The 19097-nt window shown below is 59.0% G+C and carries 17 protein-coding genes; 11 read left to right on the top strand and 6 right to left on the bottom strand.

Annotated features, from left to right (window positions below; translation table 11 throughout):
* Window positions 1-295: 295 nt before the first annotated feature.
* Together ispF and ispD are read right to left on the bottom strand one after the other, a co-directional pair.
* A complete protein-coding gene (gene ispF / locus Q1J43_RS02940) occupies window positions 296-769 on the bottom strand; it encodes a 2-C-methyl-D-erythritol 2,4-cyclodiphosphate synthase (protein ID WP_301100849.1) in 474 nt (157 codons plus the stop codon).
* The gene (ispD, locus tag Q1J43_RS02935; protein WP_301100848.1) at window positions 766-1455 is read right to left on the bottom strand and encodes a 2-C-methyl-D-erythritol 4-phosphate cytidylyltransferase; all 690 of its coding nucleotides are present in this window, start codon (window positions 1453-1455) and stop codon (window positions 766-768) included. The genes ispF and ispD overlap by 4 nt, the downstream gene beginning before the upstream one ends.
* Window positions 1456-1531: 76 nt before the next feature.
* Between ispD and amrB the strand changes: the two genes are divergently transcribed.
* The 4 genes from amrB to Q1J43_RS02915 are packed head-to-tail and all read left to right on the top strand — an operon-like array spanning window position 1532 to window position 4638.
* A complete protein-coding gene (gene amrB / locus Q1J43_RS02930) occupies window positions 1532-2341 on the top strand; it encodes an AmmeMemoRadiSam system protein B (protein ID WP_301100847.1) in 810 nt (269 codons plus the stop codon).
* A complete protein-coding gene (gene amrA / locus Q1J43_RS02925; RefSeq protein ID WP_301100845.1) occupies window positions 2331-2879 on the top strand; it encodes an AmmeMemoRadiSam system protein A in 549 nt (182 codons plus the stop codon). Before amrB ends, amrA begins: the two co-directional genes overlap by 11 nt.
* Window positions 2864-3961: an AmmeMemoRadiSam system radical SAM enzyme gene (amrS, locus tag Q1J43_RS02920; RefSeq protein ID WP_301100843.1), complete on the top strand. Its 1098-nt coding sequence runs from the start codon at window positions 2864-2866 to the stop codon at window positions 3959-3961. The genes amrA and amrS overlap by 16 nt, the downstream gene beginning before the upstream one ends.
* Window positions 3958-4638, top strand: a complete 681-nt coding sequence (locus Q1J43_RS02915) for a hypothetical protein (protein WP_301100841.1) — start codon at window positions 3958-3960, stop codon at window positions 4636-4638. Before amrS ends, Q1J43_RS02915 begins: the two co-directional genes overlap by 4 nt.
* 11 nt (window positions 4639-4649) lie before the next feature.
* Here the strand turns inward: Q1J43_RS02915 and Q1J43_RS02910 are convergent, their stop codons facing one another.
* On the bottom strand, window positions 4650-5420 hold the full coding sequence (locus tag Q1J43_RS02910) for a ParA family protein (protein ID WP_301100840.1): 771 nt from the start codon (window positions 5418-5420) through the stop codon (window positions 4650-4652).
* 169 nt (window positions 5421-5589) lie between these two features.
* Here Q1J43_RS02910 and mfd point away from each other — a divergent pair, with 169 nt between their 5' ends.
* The 5 genes from mfd (at window position 5590) to Q1J43_RS02885 (ending at window position 13032) form a co-directional block, all read left to right on the top strand.
* Entirely contained in the window at window positions 5590-9012 is a 3423-nt protein-coding gene (gene mfd / locus Q1J43_RS02905) for a transcription-repair coupling factor (RefSeq protein WP_301100850.1), read from the top strand.
* Window positions 9009-10097 (top strand): 3-deoxy-7-phosphoheptulonate synthase, encoded by a 1089-nt coding sequence (locus Q1J43_RS02900; RefSeq protein ID WP_301100839.1) that lies wholly within the window; start codon window positions 9009-9011, stop codon window positions 10095-10097. The genes mfd and Q1J43_RS02900 overlap by 4 nt, the downstream gene beginning before the upstream one ends.
* A gap of 137 nt (window positions 10098-10234) precedes the next feature.
* Window positions 10235-11473 (top strand): DUF1015 family protein, encoded by a 1239-nt coding sequence (locus tag Q1J43_RS02895; protein ID WP_301100838.1) that lies wholly within the window; start codon window positions 10235-10237, stop codon window positions 11471-11473.
* Window positions 11474-11504: 31 nt separating this feature from the next.
* The gene (locus Q1J43_RS02890) at window positions 11505-12623 is read left to right on the top strand and encodes an FIST C-terminal domain-containing protein (protein WP_301100837.1); all 1119 of its coding nucleotides are present in this window, start codon (window positions 11505-11507) and stop codon (window positions 12621-12623) included.
* The gene (locus Q1J43_RS02885) at window positions 12604-13032 is read left to right on the top strand and encodes a DUF1841 family protein (RefSeq protein ID WP_301100836.1); all 429 of its coding nucleotides are present in this window, start codon (window positions 12604-12606) and stop codon (window positions 13030-13032) included. The genes Q1J43_RS02890 and Q1J43_RS02885 overlap by 20 nt, the downstream gene beginning before the upstream one ends.
* Window positions 13033-13043: 11 nt before the next feature.
* Here Q1J43_RS02885 and typA read toward each other — a convergent pair whose 3' ends face one another.
* The 3 genes from typA to Q1J43_RS02870 form a co-directional block, all read right to left on the bottom strand.
* Complete coding sequence (gene typA / locus Q1J43_RS02880) at window positions 13044-14888, bottom strand: translational GTPase TypA (protein ID WP_301100835.1); 1845 nt, start codon at window positions 14886-14888, stop codon at window positions 13044-13046.
* A gap of 135 nt (window positions 14889-15023) precedes the next feature.
* Window positions 15024-16334 carry a homoserine dehydrogenase gene (locus tag Q1J43_RS02875; protein ID WP_301100834.1) on the bottom strand — a complete coding sequence of 437 codons (1311 nt, stop codon included), beginning with the start codon at window positions 16332-16334 and terminating at the stop codon, window positions 15024-15026.
* Window positions 16335-16410: 76 nt separating this feature from the next.
* Window positions 16411-17637: a pyridoxal phosphate-dependent aminotransferase gene (locus Q1J43_RS02870; protein ID WP_301100833.1), complete on the bottom strand. Its 1227-nt coding sequence runs from the start codon at window positions 17635-17637 to the stop codon at window positions 16411-16413.
* 148 nt (window positions 17638-17785) lie between these two features.
* Here Q1J43_RS02870 and Q1J43_RS02865 point away from each other — a divergent pair, with 148 nt between their 5' ends.
* Both Q1J43_RS02865 and Q1J43_RS02860 read left to right on the top strand, forming a co-directional pair.
* Window positions 17786-18157, top strand: a complete 372-nt coding sequence (locus Q1J43_RS02865) for an Mth938-like domain-containing protein (protein WP_301100832.1) — start codon at window positions 17786-17788, stop codon at window positions 18155-18157.
* 27 nt (window positions 18158-18184) lie between these two features.
* A complete protein-coding gene (locus Q1J43_RS02860; RefSeq protein ID WP_301100831.1) occupies window positions 18185-19063 on the top strand; it encodes a polysaccharide deacetylase family protein in 879 nt (292 codons plus the stop codon).
* Window positions 19064-19097: the final 34 nt, after the last annotated feature.

Raw genomic sequence — 19097 nt, 5'->3', positions numbered from 1 at the left:
TCGTGAGGTTGAGGATATTGTCCTCGAAAATTCAATCCGCCGGCGTCGGGAGCGGCACCTTTTGGTTGCGGCCAGCGGCCGCGCTAAGGTTCTGATTTTATAATCACCATTAGGCGTTGAGGAAAGGGGCCTCCCATTAGTCGGCCCGTGTCAAGCGAGTCAGCAATCCCGTCAGGGTAAATTTGTTCTACCGCTAGAAAAAGGGATCAGAACCATTAGAATATAGTCATATATTGACACGTCTTAAAATTTGATGATATGCATTTCGCCTATCGTAGCGCCGTGGATTTCAGACCTAAGCTTCGATCAGCGCTACCGCATCGGCAGAAATCCCTTCTTCACACCCGACAAATCCTAGGCCTTCGGCGGTTTTTGCCTTTACATTGACGCGATCTGTTGGCAGTTGCAGATCAGCAGCGAGGTTAGCCACCATCTGTGGAATATGCGGCGCCATTTTCGGGCGCTGCGCGTTGATCGTCGAATCGACGTTGACGATGCGCCAACCGGCCTGGGCAAGCATTTCGCGGGTGGCGCGCAACAGTATCCGGCTGTCAGCGCCACGATAGCGCTCGTCGTTATCCGGGAAATGGCGGCCGATATCGCCCAGCCCGGCCGCGCCAAGCAGTGCGTCGATAACTGCATGCACCAGCACATCGGCATCAGAATGGCCGAGCAGGCCGCGTTCATGGGGAATATCGACGCCGCCAATGATCAGCCTGCGCCCGGTAAGCAGCACATGAATATCCCCGCCCTGCCCGACACGAATCATTCGCTTCTCCCCTGAAGAATAAGCTCCGCCAGACGCAGATCAGCGGGAAAAGTCACTTTGAGATTGGTCGCGTCGGCACGTACCAGACGGGGCTTGAAACCTGCAGCTTCGATGGCGCTTGCCTCGTCGGTGAGCGCAAAGTTTCCGGCCAACGCCTCATGCAGCACGCGATAGCGAAACATCTGCGGGGTTTGCGCCTGCCACAGGCCATCGCGCAGCTCGGTCGCAGCGACCCGCTGCTGCGCATCGGCGCGTTTTAAGGTGTCGGCCAGTGGAATCGCCAGCAGGCCACCGACCGGATCGTCGGCCAGTTCATCACACAACACAGCAAGCATGTCCTGTGACAGACAGGGACGCGCCGCATCGTGCACCAGCACCCAGTCTTCGTCAGTCAGAATGCCGGCCGCGGCTGCCAGGCCATTCGACACAGTTTCGGCGCGAGTTATACCGCCACAAAAATGGGCCTGCAGTTTAGTGCCGAGTTCCGTCCAGTCATACGTCTCCCACCAGGCGTCCCCCGGCGACAGGATGACCCAGACGCGTTCAATCCGCTCGTAGCGGCAAAGGACAGCGAGCGCGTGATGGATCAGCGGCTTGCCAGCAAGTTCAAGATACTGTTTTGGCACTTCAGAACCGAAGCGCGCGCCGCTACCGGCGGCTGGGACAATGGCGTAATGACGTGGCATGGCGCCATTCTAACGGAAACGCCTCTTGCATTTACTGGCAGCCAACCGATAATGAAATTGAAAGGGGAGTAATCCTGTGATGAACTCGAGTGTTCGCCCTGCCGCTGTCGCCGGCATGTTTTATCCCGAGTCCGATCTTGTCTTGGCGCGAGAGGTCGGGCGGATGTTGGCTGCCGCGCCCCAGGATCAGTTACGGCGGCCAAAGGCGATCATTGTTCCACACGCCGGCTATGTTTATTCGGGGCCGGTTGCGGCCAGCATTTACGCACCGCTCGCCGCACTGCGCGGCGTGATTCGGCGCGTTGTTCTGCTTGGCCCGACGCACCGGTATGCCGTCGATGGTCTGGCGCTGTCGTCTAGCCGGGCCTTTTCCACCCCGCTCGGCATCGTTCCGGTCGATCAACAGGCGGTGGCCGCCATTGCTGACTTGCCCCAGGTCATCGTCAGTGATGCCGCGCACGCTCAGGAGCATTCGCTGGAAGTACAGCTACCCTTCCTGCAAGCGGTGTTCGGCGAGTTTTCCTTGCTGCCGCTGGCCGTTGGTCAGGCGACAGCGCAAGCCGTTGCTGAGGTGCTGGAACGCGTATGGGGTGGGGACGAAACCCTGATCGTCATCAGCTCCGACCTCTCGCACTATTTGCCCTACGAGGCCGCACGGCAGATTGATGCGAAAACGGCAGGGCAAATTCTGGATCTCGATCCGGTGAATCATCAGCAGGCGTGCGGCGCCACACCGCTCAATGGCCTGTTGCTCGCCGCCCGTCGCCATGGCTTGCAGGGACAATTACTCGACCTGCGCAATTCGGGCGATACAGCCGGCGACAAGGCACGCGTGGTCGGCTACGCGGCTTTCGCTTTTCATGAGGCTATTCAAGATGCCCATTGATCCGCTTGGCCAGGCTCTGCTGAGTATCGCACGCAACGCCATTGGCCTGCGTTTCGGCTTGGAGTCGAGCGCCGTAGCACCGCATGACGCGCTTTCACAGCCTGGCGCAAGCTTCGTCACCCTGACGCAAAAGGGGCAACTGCGCGGCTGCATTGGTAGCCTCGAACCTTTCCGTCCGCTGGCCACCGATGTCGCCGAAAACGCCATCGCCGCCGCTTTTCGCGACCCGCGTTTTCCGCCATTGAGCCGTGACGAACTGGCACGCACCCGCGTCGAGGTCTCGCTGCTCGAGACCGCGCAAGCCATCAATTTTACCGACGAGTCCGACGCCATCGCCCATCTGCATCCGGGCGTCGATGGCCTGATCCTGACCCATGGCCATCGGCGCGCTACCTTTTTGCCGCAGGTCTGGGAATCGCTACCCGAACCCCGACGATTTATGGCTCAACTCAAACTTAAGGCCGGTTTGCCGGCCGATTTCTGGGACGAGGAAATAAGCCTCGCTCGCTATAGGGTGAAAAAATGGAAAGAAACATAAAAATCCCTGAGTCAGCGTATCCGGCACGCTGGTGGCACCGCATCGAAAATAACCGCATCCAGTGCGATCTCTGCCCACGCGATTGCAAGCTGCACGAAGGCCAACGTGGCGCCTGCTTTGTTCGTCAGAACATTGACGGTCAGATGGTGCTGACGACCTACGGTCGATCTTCGGGTTTTTGCATCGACCCGATCGAAAAAAAGCCGCTCAACCATTTTCATCCAGGTTCGGCCATCCTGTCCTTTGGTACTGCCGGCTGCAACCTCGCCTGCAAGTTCTGCCAGAACTGGGATATCTCCAAGTCCAAGGACATGGATCGCCTGATGGATGCAGCCAGCCCGGAGGGCATCGCCGGCGCGGCGGCGGCCTACGGCGCCCAGTCGGTGGCCTTCACCTACAACGATCCGGTTGTCTTCGCCGAATACGCCATCGACACCGCGCTGGCCTGCCGAACGCGCGGCATAAAAACCGTGGCCGTCACCGCCGGCTATATTCACCCGCAACCGGCCAGGGAATTCTACGCCGTGATGGATGCCGCCAATGTCGATCTGAAGTCATTTAGCGACGCGTTTTACGTCAAACTCTGTGGCGGGCACCTGCAACCGGTACTCGATGTGCTGGCCTACATCCATCACGAAACCGATTGCTGGCTGGAAATCACCACCCTGCTCATCCCCGGCCAGAACGATTCAGCCGGCGAAATCAAGGCGCTCTCCGACTGGGTCGCGCGCGAGCTGGGTGTGGATGTCCCGCTGCACTTCACGGCCTTCCATCCCGACTGGAAAATGGACAACTTGCCGCGCACGCCACCATCGACGCTGGCCCATGCCCGCCGCGTCGCCATTGACGCCGGCCTGCGCTATGTCTATACCGGCAATGTACATGACACCGAAGGTGGCACCACCTTCTGCCCAACGTGCCACGCCGCACTGATCGAACGCGACTGGCACGCCATCCTCCGTTATGACCTGCCGGACGATGGTCGCTGCCCGCATTGCCAGACCCGGATCGCCGGGCGCTTCGGCAAATTCGACAAGCCTTTCGGCGCCCAGCGCATCCCGGTCAGGCTGGAACGACGATGATTAGCATTACGCCGGACGGTTTCGACATACCCATTTCCGTACCATCCGAACATGGCCAGCTGCACGGGCAACTGGCTTTGCTGCCTGAGGCTCGCGGCCTTGTCGTGCTGGCACATGCGGCCATGGCGCTGGACGCCCGAGAAAATGTCCTGGCCGACATCTTCCGCCATGCTGGCCTGTCGACGTTAAGTGTTGACCTGCTGTCCCGGCAGGAAGAACGTTTCGCTGATGCACACAACAATATCCCCCTGCTAGCCAGGCGCCTGCTCGATTTCCTTGGCCTGCTGAAAAACCGGATGCTGCTGGGCGAACTCGAAAGTCAACCGATCGGCCTCTATGCTGCCAATACCACATCGCCAGTCGTCGTTCGTGTGGCCGCCTTGCGCGATCACGACATTGCCGCCATCGTCTGCCGTGGCGGTCTGATCGACCTGGCCGGAATGCTCTACCTGCGCTCGCTGAAATCACCGCTGCTGCTACTCGTTGAAGAAACGGACGAACAGCACATCGCCAGCAACCGCCGGGCATTGCAGGAAGTTAACTGCCTCAAGGAACTCAAGCTGACCCCTGAAATTGGCATCGACTACGCCACCTCCACCGGGTTTCAAGTTGCCGCTGGCGAAGCAGCACAATGGTTTGCCAGGCACTTCAAGGTGGCTTCAAGCACATCGCCCTGATCGCAGCCAAATCAGGCTAATCGATCGAGTTCGCTGTATAGCGCCGTGAATTCGCGGCTTAGTTTGTGCTGCGCATCGAAATAAATCATCGGCTTCGCCAGTTCGTGTGATTCGCGAATCTTCACCGAGGAGGAGAGCATGGTGTGGAGCACGGGGAGACCTTCGTCGCGCAACTCCTGCACCAGACGCTGGGGCAGCTTGGCGCGCGGCTGAAACTGGTTGACCACGATGCCTTCGACAACCAGCGACTTGTTATGGTCGGCGCGGATTTCAGCGACGTTCTCGAGCAATGTGTAGAGGGCGCGGCGAGAAAAATCGTCGCAATCAAAAGGAATCAGGCAGGCGTCGGCGGCGATCAGCGCCGAAAGCGTGTAGAAGTGCATCGCCGGCGGCGCATCAATCCAGATCTGGTCGTAGTCATCCAGGGCGTCGAGCGCATCGCGCAGCTTGTAGATTTTGTGGCGCGACTCCAGCTTCGCCTGCAATTCCTCGAGCGAGAGATGGGCCGGCAGTACCGACAGGTTGGCGAAAGGCGTGGCGACGATAAACTCTTGCGTGGTCTTCGGACGTAGCTTGAAGTTGAGCATCTGGTCAAAAAATTCGGTTGCGGAGAGCTGCAACTCGTCTACGGCATCACCCAGCAGATAGCGACTGGAGTTGGCTTGCGGATCCAGGTCTATCACCAGGGTGCGCTTGCCGGCAGCCGCGGCAACCGCCGCCAGATTGCAAGCGATGGTGCTCTTGCCAACTCCGCCCTTTTGATTAAAGACAACTCGTTTCATGTACTCTCCGTGTCTCGGTCACTGGCTTCGTATTATGCCATAGAACTGAACGCGGATTCAGGCTGAAAATGTCGGTCTGGCCTGATCGGCTATAATATCCGGCTTTTCTGTACTGCCCATAGCGCCCCTCGTGCCTCAAGCTAAACCCGTTCTCGAAGCGCCCGCTGCCTTGCTCTCGCTGCCCCTGCCCGCGTTCAAGGCCGGCGAGCGCACGCAATTGCCAACCTTCGCCGGCTCGGCGGATGCGCTGCACGTTGCGCAACTGGCGGGGGGCAAACTGCTGACCGTTCTCACGGCCAGCGCAAACGATGCCCAGCGCCTGCTTGACGAGATCCCGTGGTTCGCGCCTGGCCTGCGCGTGCGCCTGTTGCCGGACTGGGAAACGCTGCCTTACGACAGTTTCTCGCCGCACCACGACCTCATTTCGGAACGTCTGGCGACACTCTATAGCGTCTTGCGCGGCGAATGCGACGTGCTGCTGGTGCCGGCATCGACGGCGGTTTACCGCTTTGCGCCGCCGGCCTATCTGGCAGCCTATACCTTCTTCCTGAAGAAGGGCGAGACACTCGATGCCGATAGCTTCCGCGCCCAGCTTACGTTGGCCGGTTATACCCACGTCACCCAGGTTGTCGCGCCGGGCGAATACTCGGTACGCGGCGGGCTGGTCGACCTTTTTCCAATGGGCTCGACGCTACCTTTTCGCCTTGACCTGTTCGACGATGAAATCGAAAGCATCAAGACCTTCGACGTGGACACCCAGCGCACGCTCTACCCGGTGCCGGAAGTCCGTCTGCTGCCGGCGCGCGAGTTTCCGCTCGACGATCAGGGCCGCGCGCATTTCCGCCAGCGCTTCCGCGAGATTTTCGAGGGCGACCCGGCGCGCTCAGGAATTTACAAGGATGTATCCAATGGCATCGCGTCAGCCGGCATCGAATACTGGCTGCCACTCTTCTTTGCAGAAACGGCAACGCTCTTTGACTACCTGCCCAAAGACACGGTAATCTGCCTGCACAACAATGTGCCCGAGGCTATCCGTGCCTTCTGGCGCGACGCCAAATCACGCTACGACATGCTTTCTGGCGAACGCAGCCGGCCACTGTTGCCGCCGGGTAATCTCTTCCTCGACGAAGAATCTTTCTTCAGCGCCGCCAAACCCTATGCCCGCTTGATCCTGGCCGCCGGACCCGATGGGCCGGCCGGTGCCCTGCCGCCGGTAGCTGTTGCCCGCCGCGCCGACGACCCGCTCGCCAGCCTGAAAGCCTTTATCAGCGACTTTCCCGGCCGCGTGTTGCTGCTTGCCGAATCAGCCGGGCGGCGCGAAACCCTCGCCGGACTGTTTGCCGACTACGGCCTGAAGCCTGACGCCAGTGCCGATCTGACCGGTTTCCTCACCAGCGACAGCAAACTGTCGCTGGGCGTCGCGCCGCTACATGATGGTTTCCGCCTCGCCCAATTTGCTTTCATCACCGAAACTGAGCTCTACGCGGGCAGCCCGGCGCGACGTACCCGGCACGCGGCGCAGCGCAAGGCCTCGCTCGACAACTGGTTGCGCGACCTCACCGAGTTGAAGGTCGGCGACCCGGTGGTGCACGAACAGCATGGCATCGCCCGCTATCAGGGACTCGTGCACCTCGACCTTGGCGAAGGAGACATGGAGTTTCTCGAACTCCACTACGCCAACGAGGCCAAGCTTTATGTGCCGGTGGCGCAACTGCAACTCATCTCGCGCTACTCCAGTCCGGACCCGGACAGCGCACCGCTGCACACGCTCGGCACACCGCAATGGGAAAAAGCTAAACGTCGCGCCGCCATGCAAGCGCGCGACACCGCTGCCGAACTGCTGGCGCTCTATGCCTTGCGCGCGGCACGCCAGGGCCATGCTTTTGAATTCAAGCTTCATGACTACGATGCCTTTGCTGACGGCTTTGGCTTTGAAGAAACCCCCGATCAGGCGGCGGTAATCAACGCCGTGATCGACGACATGAAATCAGGCCGCCCGATGGATCGCTTAGTCTGTGGCGATGTCGGCTTCGGCAAAACCGAAGTCGCGCTACGCGCCGCTTTCTGTGCGGTAGCCGGAGGCAAGCAAGTAGCCGTACTGTGCCCGACCACCCTGCTCTGCGAGCAGCACTTCCAGACCTTCAGCGACCGCTTCGCGCAGATTGATAGCGACTGGCCGGTGAAGATCGTCGAGCTCTCGCGCTTCAAGACGGCAAAAGAAACAACGCTGGCGCTCAAGGAGTTGGCCGAAGGTCGTGTTGACATTGTCATCGGCACCCACAAGCTGCTGCAGAAGGATGTAAAGTTCCCCCGCCTTGGCCTCGTTGTCATTGACGAGGAGCACCGTTTCGGCGTGCGTCAGAAGGAGGCGCTCAAGGCCTTGCGCGCCGAAGTCGATGTGTTGACGTTGACCGCCACGCCGATCCCGCGCACGCTGGGTATGTCGCTGGAGGGACTACGCGACTTCTCGGTTATCGCCACCGCGCCGCAAAAGCGATTGGCGATCAAGACGTTCGTTTCACGATTTTCTGACGGCATTATCCGCGAAGCACTGCTGCGCGAATTCAAGCGCGGCGGCCAGGTGTACTTCCTGCACAACGAGGTCGACACCATTGAAAACATGCGCGAGAAGCTGAGCAAGCTGCTGCCCGAAGCGCATATCGTCGTTGGCCACGGGCAAATGAACGAGCGCGAACTCGAACGGGTGATGCGCGATTTCACCCAGCAACGCGCCAACCTGCTGTTGTGCACGACGATCATCGAAACCGGGATTGACAATCCGCACGCCAATACCATCATCATTAACCGCGCCGAGAAATTCGGCCTCGCCCAGTTGCACCAGTTACGGGGCCGCGTCGGCCGTTCGCACCACCAGGCCTACGCCTATCTGCTAACGCACAACGACGTCAATGAAAACTCCGGGCTGACCAAACAGGCCAGGCAACGTCTTGAAGCCATCCAGATGATGGACGAGCTCGGCGCCGGTTTCTACCTGGCAATGCACGACCTTGAAATTCGCGGCGCCGGCGAAGTGCTTGGCGAGAGCCAGTCGGGTGAGATGAAGGAAGTCGGCTTCAATCTATTCACTGAAATGCTCAACCGCGCCGTTTCCGCGCTCAAGCAGGGCAAAGCCCCGGATCTCTCGCAACCGCTCGACATCGCCACCGAAATTAATCTGCACACTCCGGCGCTGCTGCCCAGCGACTACGCGCCGGACGTACACGAACGCCTGACGCTCTATAAACGGCTGGCCAACGGTCAATCGATCGACGACATCACGGACATGCATGAAGAGCTGGTGGATCGCTTCGGCGAACTACCGCCGCAGGCGCAGTCGCTGCTCGACAGTCACCGCCTGCGCCTGCTTTGTAAGCCACTGGGCATCATCAAGCTGGACGCCACGTCAGAACATATCGTCGTGCATTTCGAGCCCAATCCCCCGATCGAACCGATCCGCATCATCAACCTGATCCAGAAGGACAGAAACTACAGGCTCGCCGGACAGGATAAACTGTCGCTTAAACGGCACTCGCCAACGCTGGCTGATCGCGTTGCCGCAGTCAAGGATCTGTTGAGGCAATTGAAACCATGACCGACAAAACCATCATCAAACCCGATATCGAGAACGTCAATATTCTCGATTTCGACCCGATGCCTTCGCCCGAGGCGATTCACGCCTTTCTGCCGCTTTCGCAGGTTGCTACGCGCACGGTGATGCAAGGCCGCGAAGCGCTGCGCAACATACTGGAACGCAAGGACAAGCGCCTGTTTGTCGTCGTCGGCCCGTGCTCCATCCACGACCCGGTGGCCGGCCTTGACTACGCGCGCCGCCTCAAAGTGCTGGCCGATACGGTGAGCCAGACGCTACTAGTCGTCATGCGCGTGTATTTCGAGAAGCCGCGCACGACAACCGGCTGGAAGGGCTACATCAACGACCCAGACATGGACGACTCCTTCCACGTTGATCAGGGAATGAAGAAAGCACGCCGCTTTCTGCTCGATGTCGCAGAAATTGGCCTGCCAGCCGGCACCGAGGCACTCGACCCAATTTCACCGCAGTATCTGGGCGATCTGATTGCGTGGACCGCCATTGGTGCGCGCACCAGCGAATCGCAGACGCACCGAGAGATGTCCTCCGGCCTGTCGACCCCCGTTGGTTTCAAAAATGGGACCAATGGTGACGTTGGCATCGCCATCAACGCCATCCTCTCGGCGGCCCGACCGCATAGTTTCCTCGGCATCAATAGTCAAGGCCACACGTCGATTGTGCGCACACGCGGCAACCGCTATGGCCATGTCGTGCTGCGCGGCGGCGAAGGCCGCCCCAACTATGACACGGTAAGCGTGCAGATGACCGAACAGGCGCTGCTCAAAGCCGGGTTGCCGCCCAACATCGTCGTCGACTGTTCGCACGCCAACAGCTACAAAAAAACGGAACTGCAAGCGCTGGTCATGACCGATGTGGTGAATCAGGTTCGCAGCGGCAACACGTCGCTGGTCGGCGTCATGATCGAATCGAACCTGGTCGCCGGCAACCAGCCGATTCCCGAAGACCTGACGCAACTCAAATACGGCTGCTCGGTCACCGACGCCTGCATCGACTGGGAAGGCACTGAAACCATGCTGCTTGCCGCCGACCAACAGTTGCGCAATGTACTGTCGAAACGAAAACAATGAAAAACCAAACCGCTTTCAACGCAGAGAGCGCAGAGGACGCGGAGAAAACCAAGGAACAATCTCTGCGTACTCTGCGCCTCTGCGCTCTCTGCGTTGAAAGCGGTTCCATAAGTTAATCAACCTGGGAGAGACAATTGATGACCCACCGCCCCCTGATCCGTCCGTTCACCGGCCTGCGTCCGCGCAGCGAAGATGCTGCTGCGGTCGCCGCGCCACCCTATGACGTTCTCTCCAGCGATGAAGCACGTCAGCGGGCTGTCGGCAAACCCTACTCCTTTCTGCACATCTCCAAGGCCGAAATCGACCTGCCACCGGAAGTCGACCATTACGCCCCCGAGGTTTATGCCAAATCGGCTGAAAATCTCAAAAAATTGATTGACGCGGGCATCCTCTTCCGCGACGCTAAGCCCTGCTACTACGCCTACCGGCTGGTTATGGGAGAGCACACACAGACCGGTCTGATCGCCTCGGCCTCGGTCGCTGACTACGACGCCAACCGCATCCGCAAGCACGAATTCACCCGGCCTGATAAGGAAGACGACCGCGTTCGCCAGATCGAGGCTCTCAATGCACAGACGGGGCCGGTACTGCTGGCGCATCCGGATAGCGAGGAGGCCGAACAGCTGATCGCCGCCGCCACCAAGAGCACACCAGTGGCTGATGTGATGGCCGATGACGGCATTCGTCACAGCATCTGGTTGATCGACGAGGCCAACGCCATCGAACGCATTAGCGCCGTCATCGATGCCCTGCCCAGCCTTTACATTGCCGACGGTCACCACCGCTCGGCGGCGGCCTCGCGCGTCGCCGCCGCCCGGCGCGGCAAGGGGCGCCCGGAGTCAGCCGAATACTTCCTGGCGGTGATCTTCCCGGCACGGCAGATGCGCATCATGGACTACAACCGTGTCGTTCGCGACCTCAACGGCCACTCAGTCGCTGACCTCCTCAGAGCCATCGGCGAGCGCTGCACCGTCACCGCCTCGGCCGGCGCCGTTACGCCGGAGCGCAGTGGCACCTTCGGCATGTACCTCGACGGACGCTGGTATCACCTGGCCATTCGCCCCGAACTCGTGCCAGTGCAAGACCCGGTTCGCCGGCTTGATGTTTCGGTGCTTTCCGAGCAGATCCTCGCTCCCATTCTTGGCATTGCCGACCTGCGCCGCGATACGCGCATCGATTTCGTCGGCGGTATTCGCGGTCTCGGCGAACTCGAACGACGCGTCAACAGCGGCGAAATGGCCGTTGCCTTTGCCATGCACCCGACGCAGATGACCGAGCTGATGTCCGTCGCCGACGCTGGCGAAGTCATGCCGCCCAAATCGACCTGGTTCGAACCGAAGCTGGCCGACGGGATGGTGTCGCACGTGCTCGACTGAATGCCCGAAAATCCTGGGAGTGCAACTCTTAATGACCGCCGCTACCGCTCTCGTATCAGGCAACGATCCGCTGCCTCAAATTGCCGAAGATGCGATCCGACAGGCGCTAGCCAAGGCCGGGCTGACTCACGCCAATGGCGTGCTGCTCTTCCTGACTCCCGAGTTCGCCCGCCATGCCCAGCACACGATCACCGCTGCCGCGCGCGCGGCACAGTGCACGCAGGTCGCCGGGGGTATTGCCGCAGGCGTTTTTACCGAGTCCGGCTGGGTCGTCGATCGCCCGGCGGCGGCTGTCATGGTTTTTGGCAGGGGCCTCTCACTGGGCCATCCGCAGGCTGGCGATGCGCCGCTCCTGAGCTACGCCAGCGGCAACTTCCCGCCTGAGTGGAGCACTTCTGGAACTCGCTTTGGCGGTAGTTTTGCCGGCAGCGTCGGTTACGCTGAAACGGTCATCTGGCAACAGAGCCGTCTTGCCGAAAAGCAGCGCTGTAGCGTGCAACTGCTCGGCGCAGACGTGGACATCGGCGTCTCCAGTGGCTTGCGACTACTCGGCGAGCCTTTGCCGGTCGAACGCAGTAACGGTTACGATCTGGAAAGACTCGGCGGTCAGGCTGCGCTGAGAAGCCTGAACCGTGTTCTGCCCCTTGAATTGCGCCAGAACACCGCACATCAACTGCATCAGTTGAGCGCTGTGCTAATCGATAGCGATGATCAGGCCGAAAATGCGTTAGCCGAGGGCCGCTATCGCCCGCTGGCCATCATTGCCGCCAACGCCGACAAATCGCTGACGCTGACTGAACACGTCGCGCCGGGTCAGCACCTGGCCTGGGCCATCCGGCAAACCCTCAGTGCCGAAGCCGACATGCGGCAAATGCTTGACCGACTGGCCGCCAACACCTTGACCAATGATCCGGTTGGCGCCCTGATGTTTTCGTGCATCGGCCGGGGCCCTTTTTTTTACGGTGGCGAAGACCGCGACCTGAACCTGCTGTGCGAACGCTTCCCCGCGCTGCCCGTGCTTGGCACCTATGCTACCGGCCAGATCGCACCGACCCCCCGCGCCGTGCAGCCCTGCAACCGTCAGTTGCAGAACGCCGTCGTTACCGCACTGATCAGCAGACAAAAAGCCCATGTTCAATCCATCACGTGAGCAGGTCCGCCGTTTCTTTTGCGAAGCCTGGCGAAAACACCGCCAGCACCTGATTCTCGAAGGCGCCGAAAGCATCGCAGCCGACCTCATCGAACAGCATCCTGAATACCACGCCTTGCTGGAAAAACCAGACGCCGCCGTGGACCAGGAGTTCACTCCCGAAAGCGGGCAGATGAACCCTTTTCTTCATCTCTCGCTGCACCTGGCGCTTGCCGATCAGATCAGCATCGACCAGCCGCCGGGAATTCGCGCCGCCTATCACGCCCTGCGTCAACGGCATGAGGTGCACGACACGGAACACGCGCTCCTCGAATGCCTGGGCGAAGCGCTGTGGCGAGCCCAGCGCAATGGAGGTGCGATAGACGTCGATCAGTATCTGGATTGCGTCAAACGCGCTGCGGGACACTGACCCGCAGTGAGCTATCCCTCAGAACGCGAGGCGCGGCGGCGTTCATGCTCGGAGAGGAAGCGTTTGCGGATGCGGATGGTCTTGGGCGTGATTTCAACCAGTTCGTCGTCATCGATGAACTCAACGGCACTCTCCAGCGTCACATCAACCGCCGGAACCAGGCGCACGGCCTCGTCGGTGCCCGAGGAGCGAACGTTGGTCAATTGCTTGCCCTTGATCGGGTTGACCACCAGATCATTCTCTCGTGAGTGGATGCCGATGATCATGCCTTCGTACAAACGGTCACCCGGAACCGAGAACATGCGTCCACGGTCTTGCAACTTCCACAAGGCGTAGGCCACCGCCTCGCCGTGCTCGGACGAAATCAGCACGCCGTTGCGACGGCCGGGCATGTCACCCTTGACCGGTGCGTATTCGTCAAACACGTGGCTCATCAGGCCAGTGCCGCGTGTCAGGTTCATGCACTCGCCCTGAAAGCCGATCAGGCCGCGCGCCGGAATCCGGTATTCGAGACGGACACGACCGCGACCGTCGGAAACCATATCCTGCAGGTCGCCCTTGCGGTAGCCAAGCGCCTCCATGATGCCGCCCTGATGCGCTTCTTCGATATCCAGGGTGAGCATTTCGTAGGGTTCGCATTCGACGCCGTCGATCGTTTTGTAGATCACGCGCGGACGTCCGACGGCCAGTTCAAAACCCTCGCGACGCATGGTTTCAAGCAGGATAGTCAGGTGCAGTTCGCCGCGACCGGAAACAAGGAAGGAATCTGTTTCGCTGGTTTCTTCGACACGCAGCGCCATATTGGTCAATAGTTCTTTGGTCAGGCGCTCGCGGATCTGGCGACTGGTCACGAACTTGCCTTCAGTGCCGGCGTAGGGCGAGTTGTTGACCATGAAGGTCATGTTCAGCGTTGGTTCGTCGATCTTGAGCATTGGCAAGGCTTCAGGCTTGTCGTTGTCGGTAATCGTGCAACCGATCGAGAGGTCATCAACCCCGGTCACCAGAACGATGTCGCCGGCCATGGCTTCGTCCAGCGAAACCCGTTCGATGCCGCGAAAACCAAAGACCTGATTGACCTTGGCCGTTTTCGGATTGCCGTGCTCGAACTTGCCATCGGCACCGGCCTGACCATACATCACGGTGACCTGCTGTGCCGGCTTCAAGCGACCACGCTGGATGCGCCCAATACCGATGCGGCCAACATAGGACGAATAATCGAGCGCCGAAATCTGTAGTTGCAGCGGACCCTCAATTTCGTCAGCGTCGGGTGGCGGAACATGCTTGAGAATGGCGTCAAACATCGGACGCATGTCGGGCGACGGCAAAGCCAGATCAAGCGTGGCATAGCCATTGATCGCCGACGCGTAAATCACCGGAAAATCGAGTTGTTCGTCGTTGGCGCCAAGCTTGTCGAAAAGATCGAAGGTGTGATCGACAACCCAGTCCGGACGGGCGCCGTCGCGGTCAATTTTGTTGACCACGACAATCGGCTTCAGACCAAGTGCCAGCGCCTTCTTGGTGACGAAACGCGTCTGCGGCATCGGCCCTTCGACGGCATCGACCAGCAGCAGCACGCCATCGACCATCGATAGCACGCGCTCAACCTCACCGCCAAAGTCGGCGTGACCAGGCGTATCAACGATATTGATATGCACGCCCTGATAATCGACGGCCAGATTCTTGGCCAGAATCGTGATGCCCCGCTCCTTTTCCAGATCGTTCGAGTCCATGACTCGTTCGGCGATGTGCTGGTGGGCGGAAAAAGTGCCGGCCTGGTGTAGCAGCTTATCGACGAGTGTTGTCTTGCCGTGGTCGACGTGGGCAATGATGGCAATGTTACGAACAGAACGGGACATGTGAGGGTAACTCTTTGATAAAAGGCGTCAATCTTAGCACAAGCGCGATTGTTGCGTTGCAAAAACTTTTGTGAGTGATCCATATCAACGCGGTGATGCCCGTCGCAATCGTTCAAGGCATTGTTTCTCGATCACTTACAGCAGTTCCTCAAGACGCAGACGGGTGAGTTTTCCTTTAACTACAGCCAGCGCCTCAATCTTCTCAATCGCGGCATCGACGTTCTTTTCACGGGTCTGGTGCGTCAGCATGATGATGTCGGTCTGCTCTTCGCCTTCGTCAGGTTCGCGCTGAACCATGGCGTCAATCGAGATCTGCTGGTCAGCAAGAATGCGCGTGATGTCAGCCAGCACACCGGGCTTGTCTTCAACGCGCAAACGCAGGTAATAGCTGGTGACCACCTCGGACAACGGCAAGATGGGCAGATCAAGCATCGCGTTCGGCTGGAAGGCAAGATGCGGTACGCGATGCTCAGGGTCCGCTGTGTGCATGCGCGTCACATCGACCAGATCGGCGATCACGGCCGAAGCAGTCGGCTCGGCGCCCGCTCCCTTGCCATAATAGAGCGTCGGGCCGACAGCATCGCCCTTGACCAGCACAGCATTCATCGCACCTTCAACGTTGGCAATCAGGCGCTTGGCCGGAATCAGTGTCGGATGCACGCGTAACTCAACGCCCTCGGCAGTACGCTTGGTGATGCCGAGCAGTTTGATGCGATAGCCCAGTTGCTCGGCGTACTTGATATCTGCTGCATCAAGCTTGCTGATGCCTTCGATGTGCGCCTTGTCAAAGCTCATCGAATTGCCGAAGGCGATGGCGCTCATGATGGTCAACTTGTGCGCAGCGTCAATGCCCTCAACATCGAAGCTTGGATCGGCTTCGGCATAACCCAGGCGTTGCGCTTCCTTAAGTACCGTCGCGAAGGGCAGCCCTTTGTCGCGCATCTCGGAAAGAATGAAGTTGGTGGTGCCGTTGATGATGCCGGCAATCCATTCGATACGGTTGGCGGTCAGGCCCTCGCGCAGCGCCTTGATGATCGGGATGCCACCGGCCACGGCGGCTTCGAAGGCAACCATCACTCCCTTGCTCTGGGCCGCAGCAAAAATCTCGTTGCCGTGCGTGGCGAGCAGCGCCTTGTTGGCGGTCACCACGTGCTTGCCATTCTCGATGGCCTTGAACACCAGTTCCTTGGCAATGCCATAGCCACCGATCAGCTCGATGACAATGTCAATTTCAGGATCAGCGACGACGGCAAAAGCGTCGTCGGTCAGCCGGCACGCGCCGCCAGTGACCTTCCTTGCCAGTTCAAGATTCTTGTCGGCAACGACGGTAATTTGAATCGGCCGCCCAGCCCGGCGAGCAATTTCCTCGGCGTTGCGTCTTAGTACGGTAAAAGTTCCACCACCGACAGTGCCGATGCCGAGAAGTCCAACGTTGATTGGTTTCATTTCAAAGCTTTCCTAAAACAGAACGAGGCGACCGGTAAGCACACCTCAATCATTGATAACGGCAACCCGCTGCATCTCAGGTCCCATGCCGTTTGCGATAAGCCTCAAGAAAGCGTGCGATACGAGCTATCGCTTCGCGCAGATCATCTTCGTGTGGCAGAAAAACAAGTCTGAAATGATCTGGTTCAGGCCAGTTGAAGCCGCTACCCTGAACCAGCAGGACACGTTCTTCATTCAACAGCTCAGCAATGAAGGCCTGATCGTCCTTGATTGGGTAGATCTTTGGATCAAGCCTGGGAAACATATACAGCGCTGCTTTTGGCTTGACGCAGCTTACGCCGGGAATCGCCGTAATCAACTCGTGCGCCAGATCGCGTTGGCGGCACAGGCGCCCACTGGGCACAATCAAATCATCGATACTCTGATAGCCACCGAGTGCCGTCTGAATCCCGTATTGCCCAGGCACGTTGGCACACAGGCGCATCGAAGCGAGCATGTCGAGCCCCTCGATATAGTCACGGGCCTGACGCAAATCGCCGGAGACAATCATCCACCCGGCGCGATAACCGCAGGAACGGTAGTTCTTCGACAAGCCGTTGAAGCTGACTGTCAGCACGTCATCAGACAGCGAACCTATCGCCGTGTGCGTCGCGCCATCGTAAAGCACTTTGTCATAGACCTCGTCGGCGTAGATGATCAATCCGTGCTCGCGTGCAATGGCGACGATCTCAAGTAACATGCTGTCCGGATAAAGCGCGCCGGTTGGGTTATTCGGATTGATAACCACAATGGCACGTGTGTTCGGCGTAATCTTGGCGCGCATGTCGTCAAGATCGGGCAACCACCCGTTTTCTTCATCACACAGATAATGTCGTGGCGTTCCGCCTGAAAGACTGACCGCCGCCGTCCACAGGGGATAGTCCGGTGCCGGCACCAGCACTTCATCACCGGCATTGAGTAGCGCATTCATGGCCATGACGATCAGTTCCGAAACGCCGTTGCCAATGTAGATATCCTCCAGCGTCACGCCCTTGATGCGTTTCTGCTGGGTGTAATGCATGACCGCCTTGCGCGCAGCAAAAATGCCTTTCGAATCGGAATAGCCCGCCGCGTTCGGCAGATTGCGGATCATGTCGAGTTGAATTTCTTCCGGCGAATCGAAACCAAAGGCCGCAAGATTGCCGATGTTAAGCTTGATGATCTTGTGTCCCTCGTCCTCCATCTGCTTGGCCTGCTGCAACACCGGGCCACGAATGTCGTAACAGACGTTGACCAATTTATTGGACTTGAGTACGGGTTTCATAACGATCTACCTTTGCGGCTGCCCTGAGACAAACCGTCCTTTCTGAGCACATCCTGAGTGCCACAAATGGCGCAAGGCCCGCGCGCCTTCGAATTACTGGTGGCAAAAAGCTATAATCCTACTTTACCGCATTGTGCATCGCAAATTTATGAAGTTGAAACTCACCAAAACAGAAGGGCAGAATGCCTTTACCGCTTATGGCGAGGGTTATGTCAGCGTCAACGCCGTCCGCCACAGCAGCAACCTCATCGCACTTCCTGACCGTTTGATCACCGACTGGACTCAGGCTTGCTTTGAAACGCTCCGCGTCGCCGATTTCGAGATGCTTGCTGCACTCGATACCGAGATCGTTCTTCTTGGCACCGGCAATCTACTGCGCTTTCCCAGGCCGGAACTGCTACGACCACTCATCAAGGCGCAGAAAGGCCTGGAAGTAATGGATATTCAAGCCGCCTGCCGCACGTACAATGTGTTGATCGGTGAAGGACGGAAAGTGGCTGCCGCGCTGATTTTTTCCTGAATCGCATCGTTCCGCTCCCCATTCTCAATGAAACGTATCGCTCTCAAGATCGACGCCGACACCTACCGTGGCACACTTTCAGGCGTCCCGGCACTGATCGAACTTCTCCAGCAACACGATGCATTGGGCACTTTCTTTTTTTCGCTTGGCCCCGACCATGGTGGTCGTGAAGCGCGCGCCTCGTCGCTGAACCGCTACTACGGTCTGAGCACACGCCTGAACGGATGCTTGCTGCCCAGCCCAAGCATCGGCAGCCGATGCGCCGAGACGCTACGCCTGGCAAGCAATTCCGGCTTTGAGGTCGGTATTCACGCCTGGGACCGTGTGAGTTGGGAAAAGAACATTCAGCATGCCGAAAATTCGTGGATTGAGTCCGAAATGGGTAAGGCACGCACGCGCTTTGAGGAAATTTTCGCGGATACGGCAAAAGCCCATGGCGCTGCCGGATGGCAGATGAATCGCCATGCCCTGCGCCTGACACAGCGGCTTGGGTTTTCCTACGCCAGTGATTGTCGCGGCAACCATCCCTTCGTTCCGGTTATTGACGGGGAAATTGTCGCTTGCCCACAACTTCCGACAACCCTCCCCGCCCTGGACGAAATCCTCATGTTGGAACCCGGATCTTCTCTGAATCAAGCCGCCGACCGAATTTTGCAGTTCTCCAGCGCCATTGCCGGTGACCACGTATTTACCTTGCGTGCAGAACTGGAGGGGATGAAGTTCGCAGGCGTGATCGAGCGTCTGATTAGTGGATGGAAGAGCAAGGGCTATCAGCTTGTCGCCTTGCGTGACATTTACTCGCAACTCGACTTGAAAACGCTGCCGCGCCACACCATCCGCTTTGCCGAAGTTCCCGGCCGGATCGGCCTGAGAATGACGCAGGGATCGGTCTTTCTGGAAGGCTGAACGACCAAGGGCGGCCGCAGCCGCCCTTGGTCAA

Source organism: Propionivibrio sp. (genome assembly GCF_029255185.1).
GTDB lineage: Bacteria > Pseudomonadota > Gammaproteobacteria > Burkholderiales > Rhodocyclaceae > Propionivibrio.
This window is presented reverse-complemented; position numbering and strand designations above follow the sequence as displayed.

What these genes read in the sequence shown, in the direction of transcription:
- ispF (WP_301100849.1), bottom strand. Translation starts at nt 769, where the DNA reads ATGATTCGTGTCGGGCAGGGCGGGGATATTCATGTGCTGCTTACCGGG.
- ispD (WP_301100848.1), bottom strand. Translation starts at nt 1,455, where the DNA reads ATGCCACGTCATTACGCCATTGTCCCAGCCGCCGGTAGCGGCGCGCGC.
- amrA (WP_301100845.1), top strand. Translation starts at nt 2,331, where the DNA reads ATGCCCATTGATCCGCTTGGCCAGGCTCTGCTGAGTATCGCACGCAAC.
- amrS (WP_301100843.1), top strand. Translation starts at nt 2,864, where the DNA reads ATGGAAAGAAACATAAAAATCCCTGAGTCAGCGTATCCGGCACGCTGG.
- Q1J43_RS02915 (WP_301100841.1), top strand. Translation starts at nt 3,958, where the DNA reads ATGATTAGCATTACGCCGGACGGTTTCGACATACCCATTTCCGTACCA.
- Q1J43_RS02910 (WP_301100840.1), bottom strand. Translation starts at nt 5,420, where the DNA reads ATGAAACGAGTTGTCTTTAATCAAAAGGGCGGAGTTGGCAAGAGCACC.
- Q1J43_RS02900 (WP_301100839.1), top strand. Translation starts at nt 9,009, where the DNA reads ATGACCGACAAAACCATCATCAAACCCGATATCGAGAACGTCAATATT.
- Q1J43_RS02895 (WP_301100838.1), top strand. Translation starts at nt 10,235, where the DNA reads ATGACCCACCGCCCCCTGATCCGTCCGTTCACCGGCCTGCGTCCGCGC.
- Q1J43_RS02890 (WP_301100837.1), top strand. Translation starts at nt 11,505, where the DNA reads ATGACCGCCGCTACCGCTCTCGTATCAGGCAACGATCCGCTGCCTCAA.
- Q1J43_RS02885 (WP_301100836.1), top strand. Translation starts at nt 12,604, where the DNA reads ATGTTCAATCCATCACGTGAGCAGGTCCGCCGTTTCTTTTGCGAAGCC.
- typA (WP_301100835.1), bottom strand. Translation starts at nt 14,888, where the DNA reads ATGTCCCGTTCTGTTCGTAACATTGCCATCATTGCCCACGTCGACCAC.
- Q1J43_RS02875 (WP_301100834.1), bottom strand. Translation starts at nt 16,334, where the DNA reads ATGAAACCAATCAACGTTGGACTTCTCGGCATCGGCACTGTCGGTGGT.
- Q1J43_RS02870 (WP_301100833.1), bottom strand. Translation starts at nt 17,637, where the DNA reads ATGAAACCCGTACTCAAGTCCAATAAATTGGTCAACGTCTGTTACGAC.
- Q1J43_RS02865 (WP_301100832.1), top strand. Translation starts at nt 17,786, where the DNA reads ATGAAGTTGAAACTCACCAAAACAGAAGGGCAGAATGCCTTTACCGCT.
- Q1J43_RS02860 (WP_301100831.1), top strand. Translation starts at nt 18,185, where the DNA reads ATGAAACGTATCGCTCTCAAGATCGACGCCGACACCTACCGTGGCACA.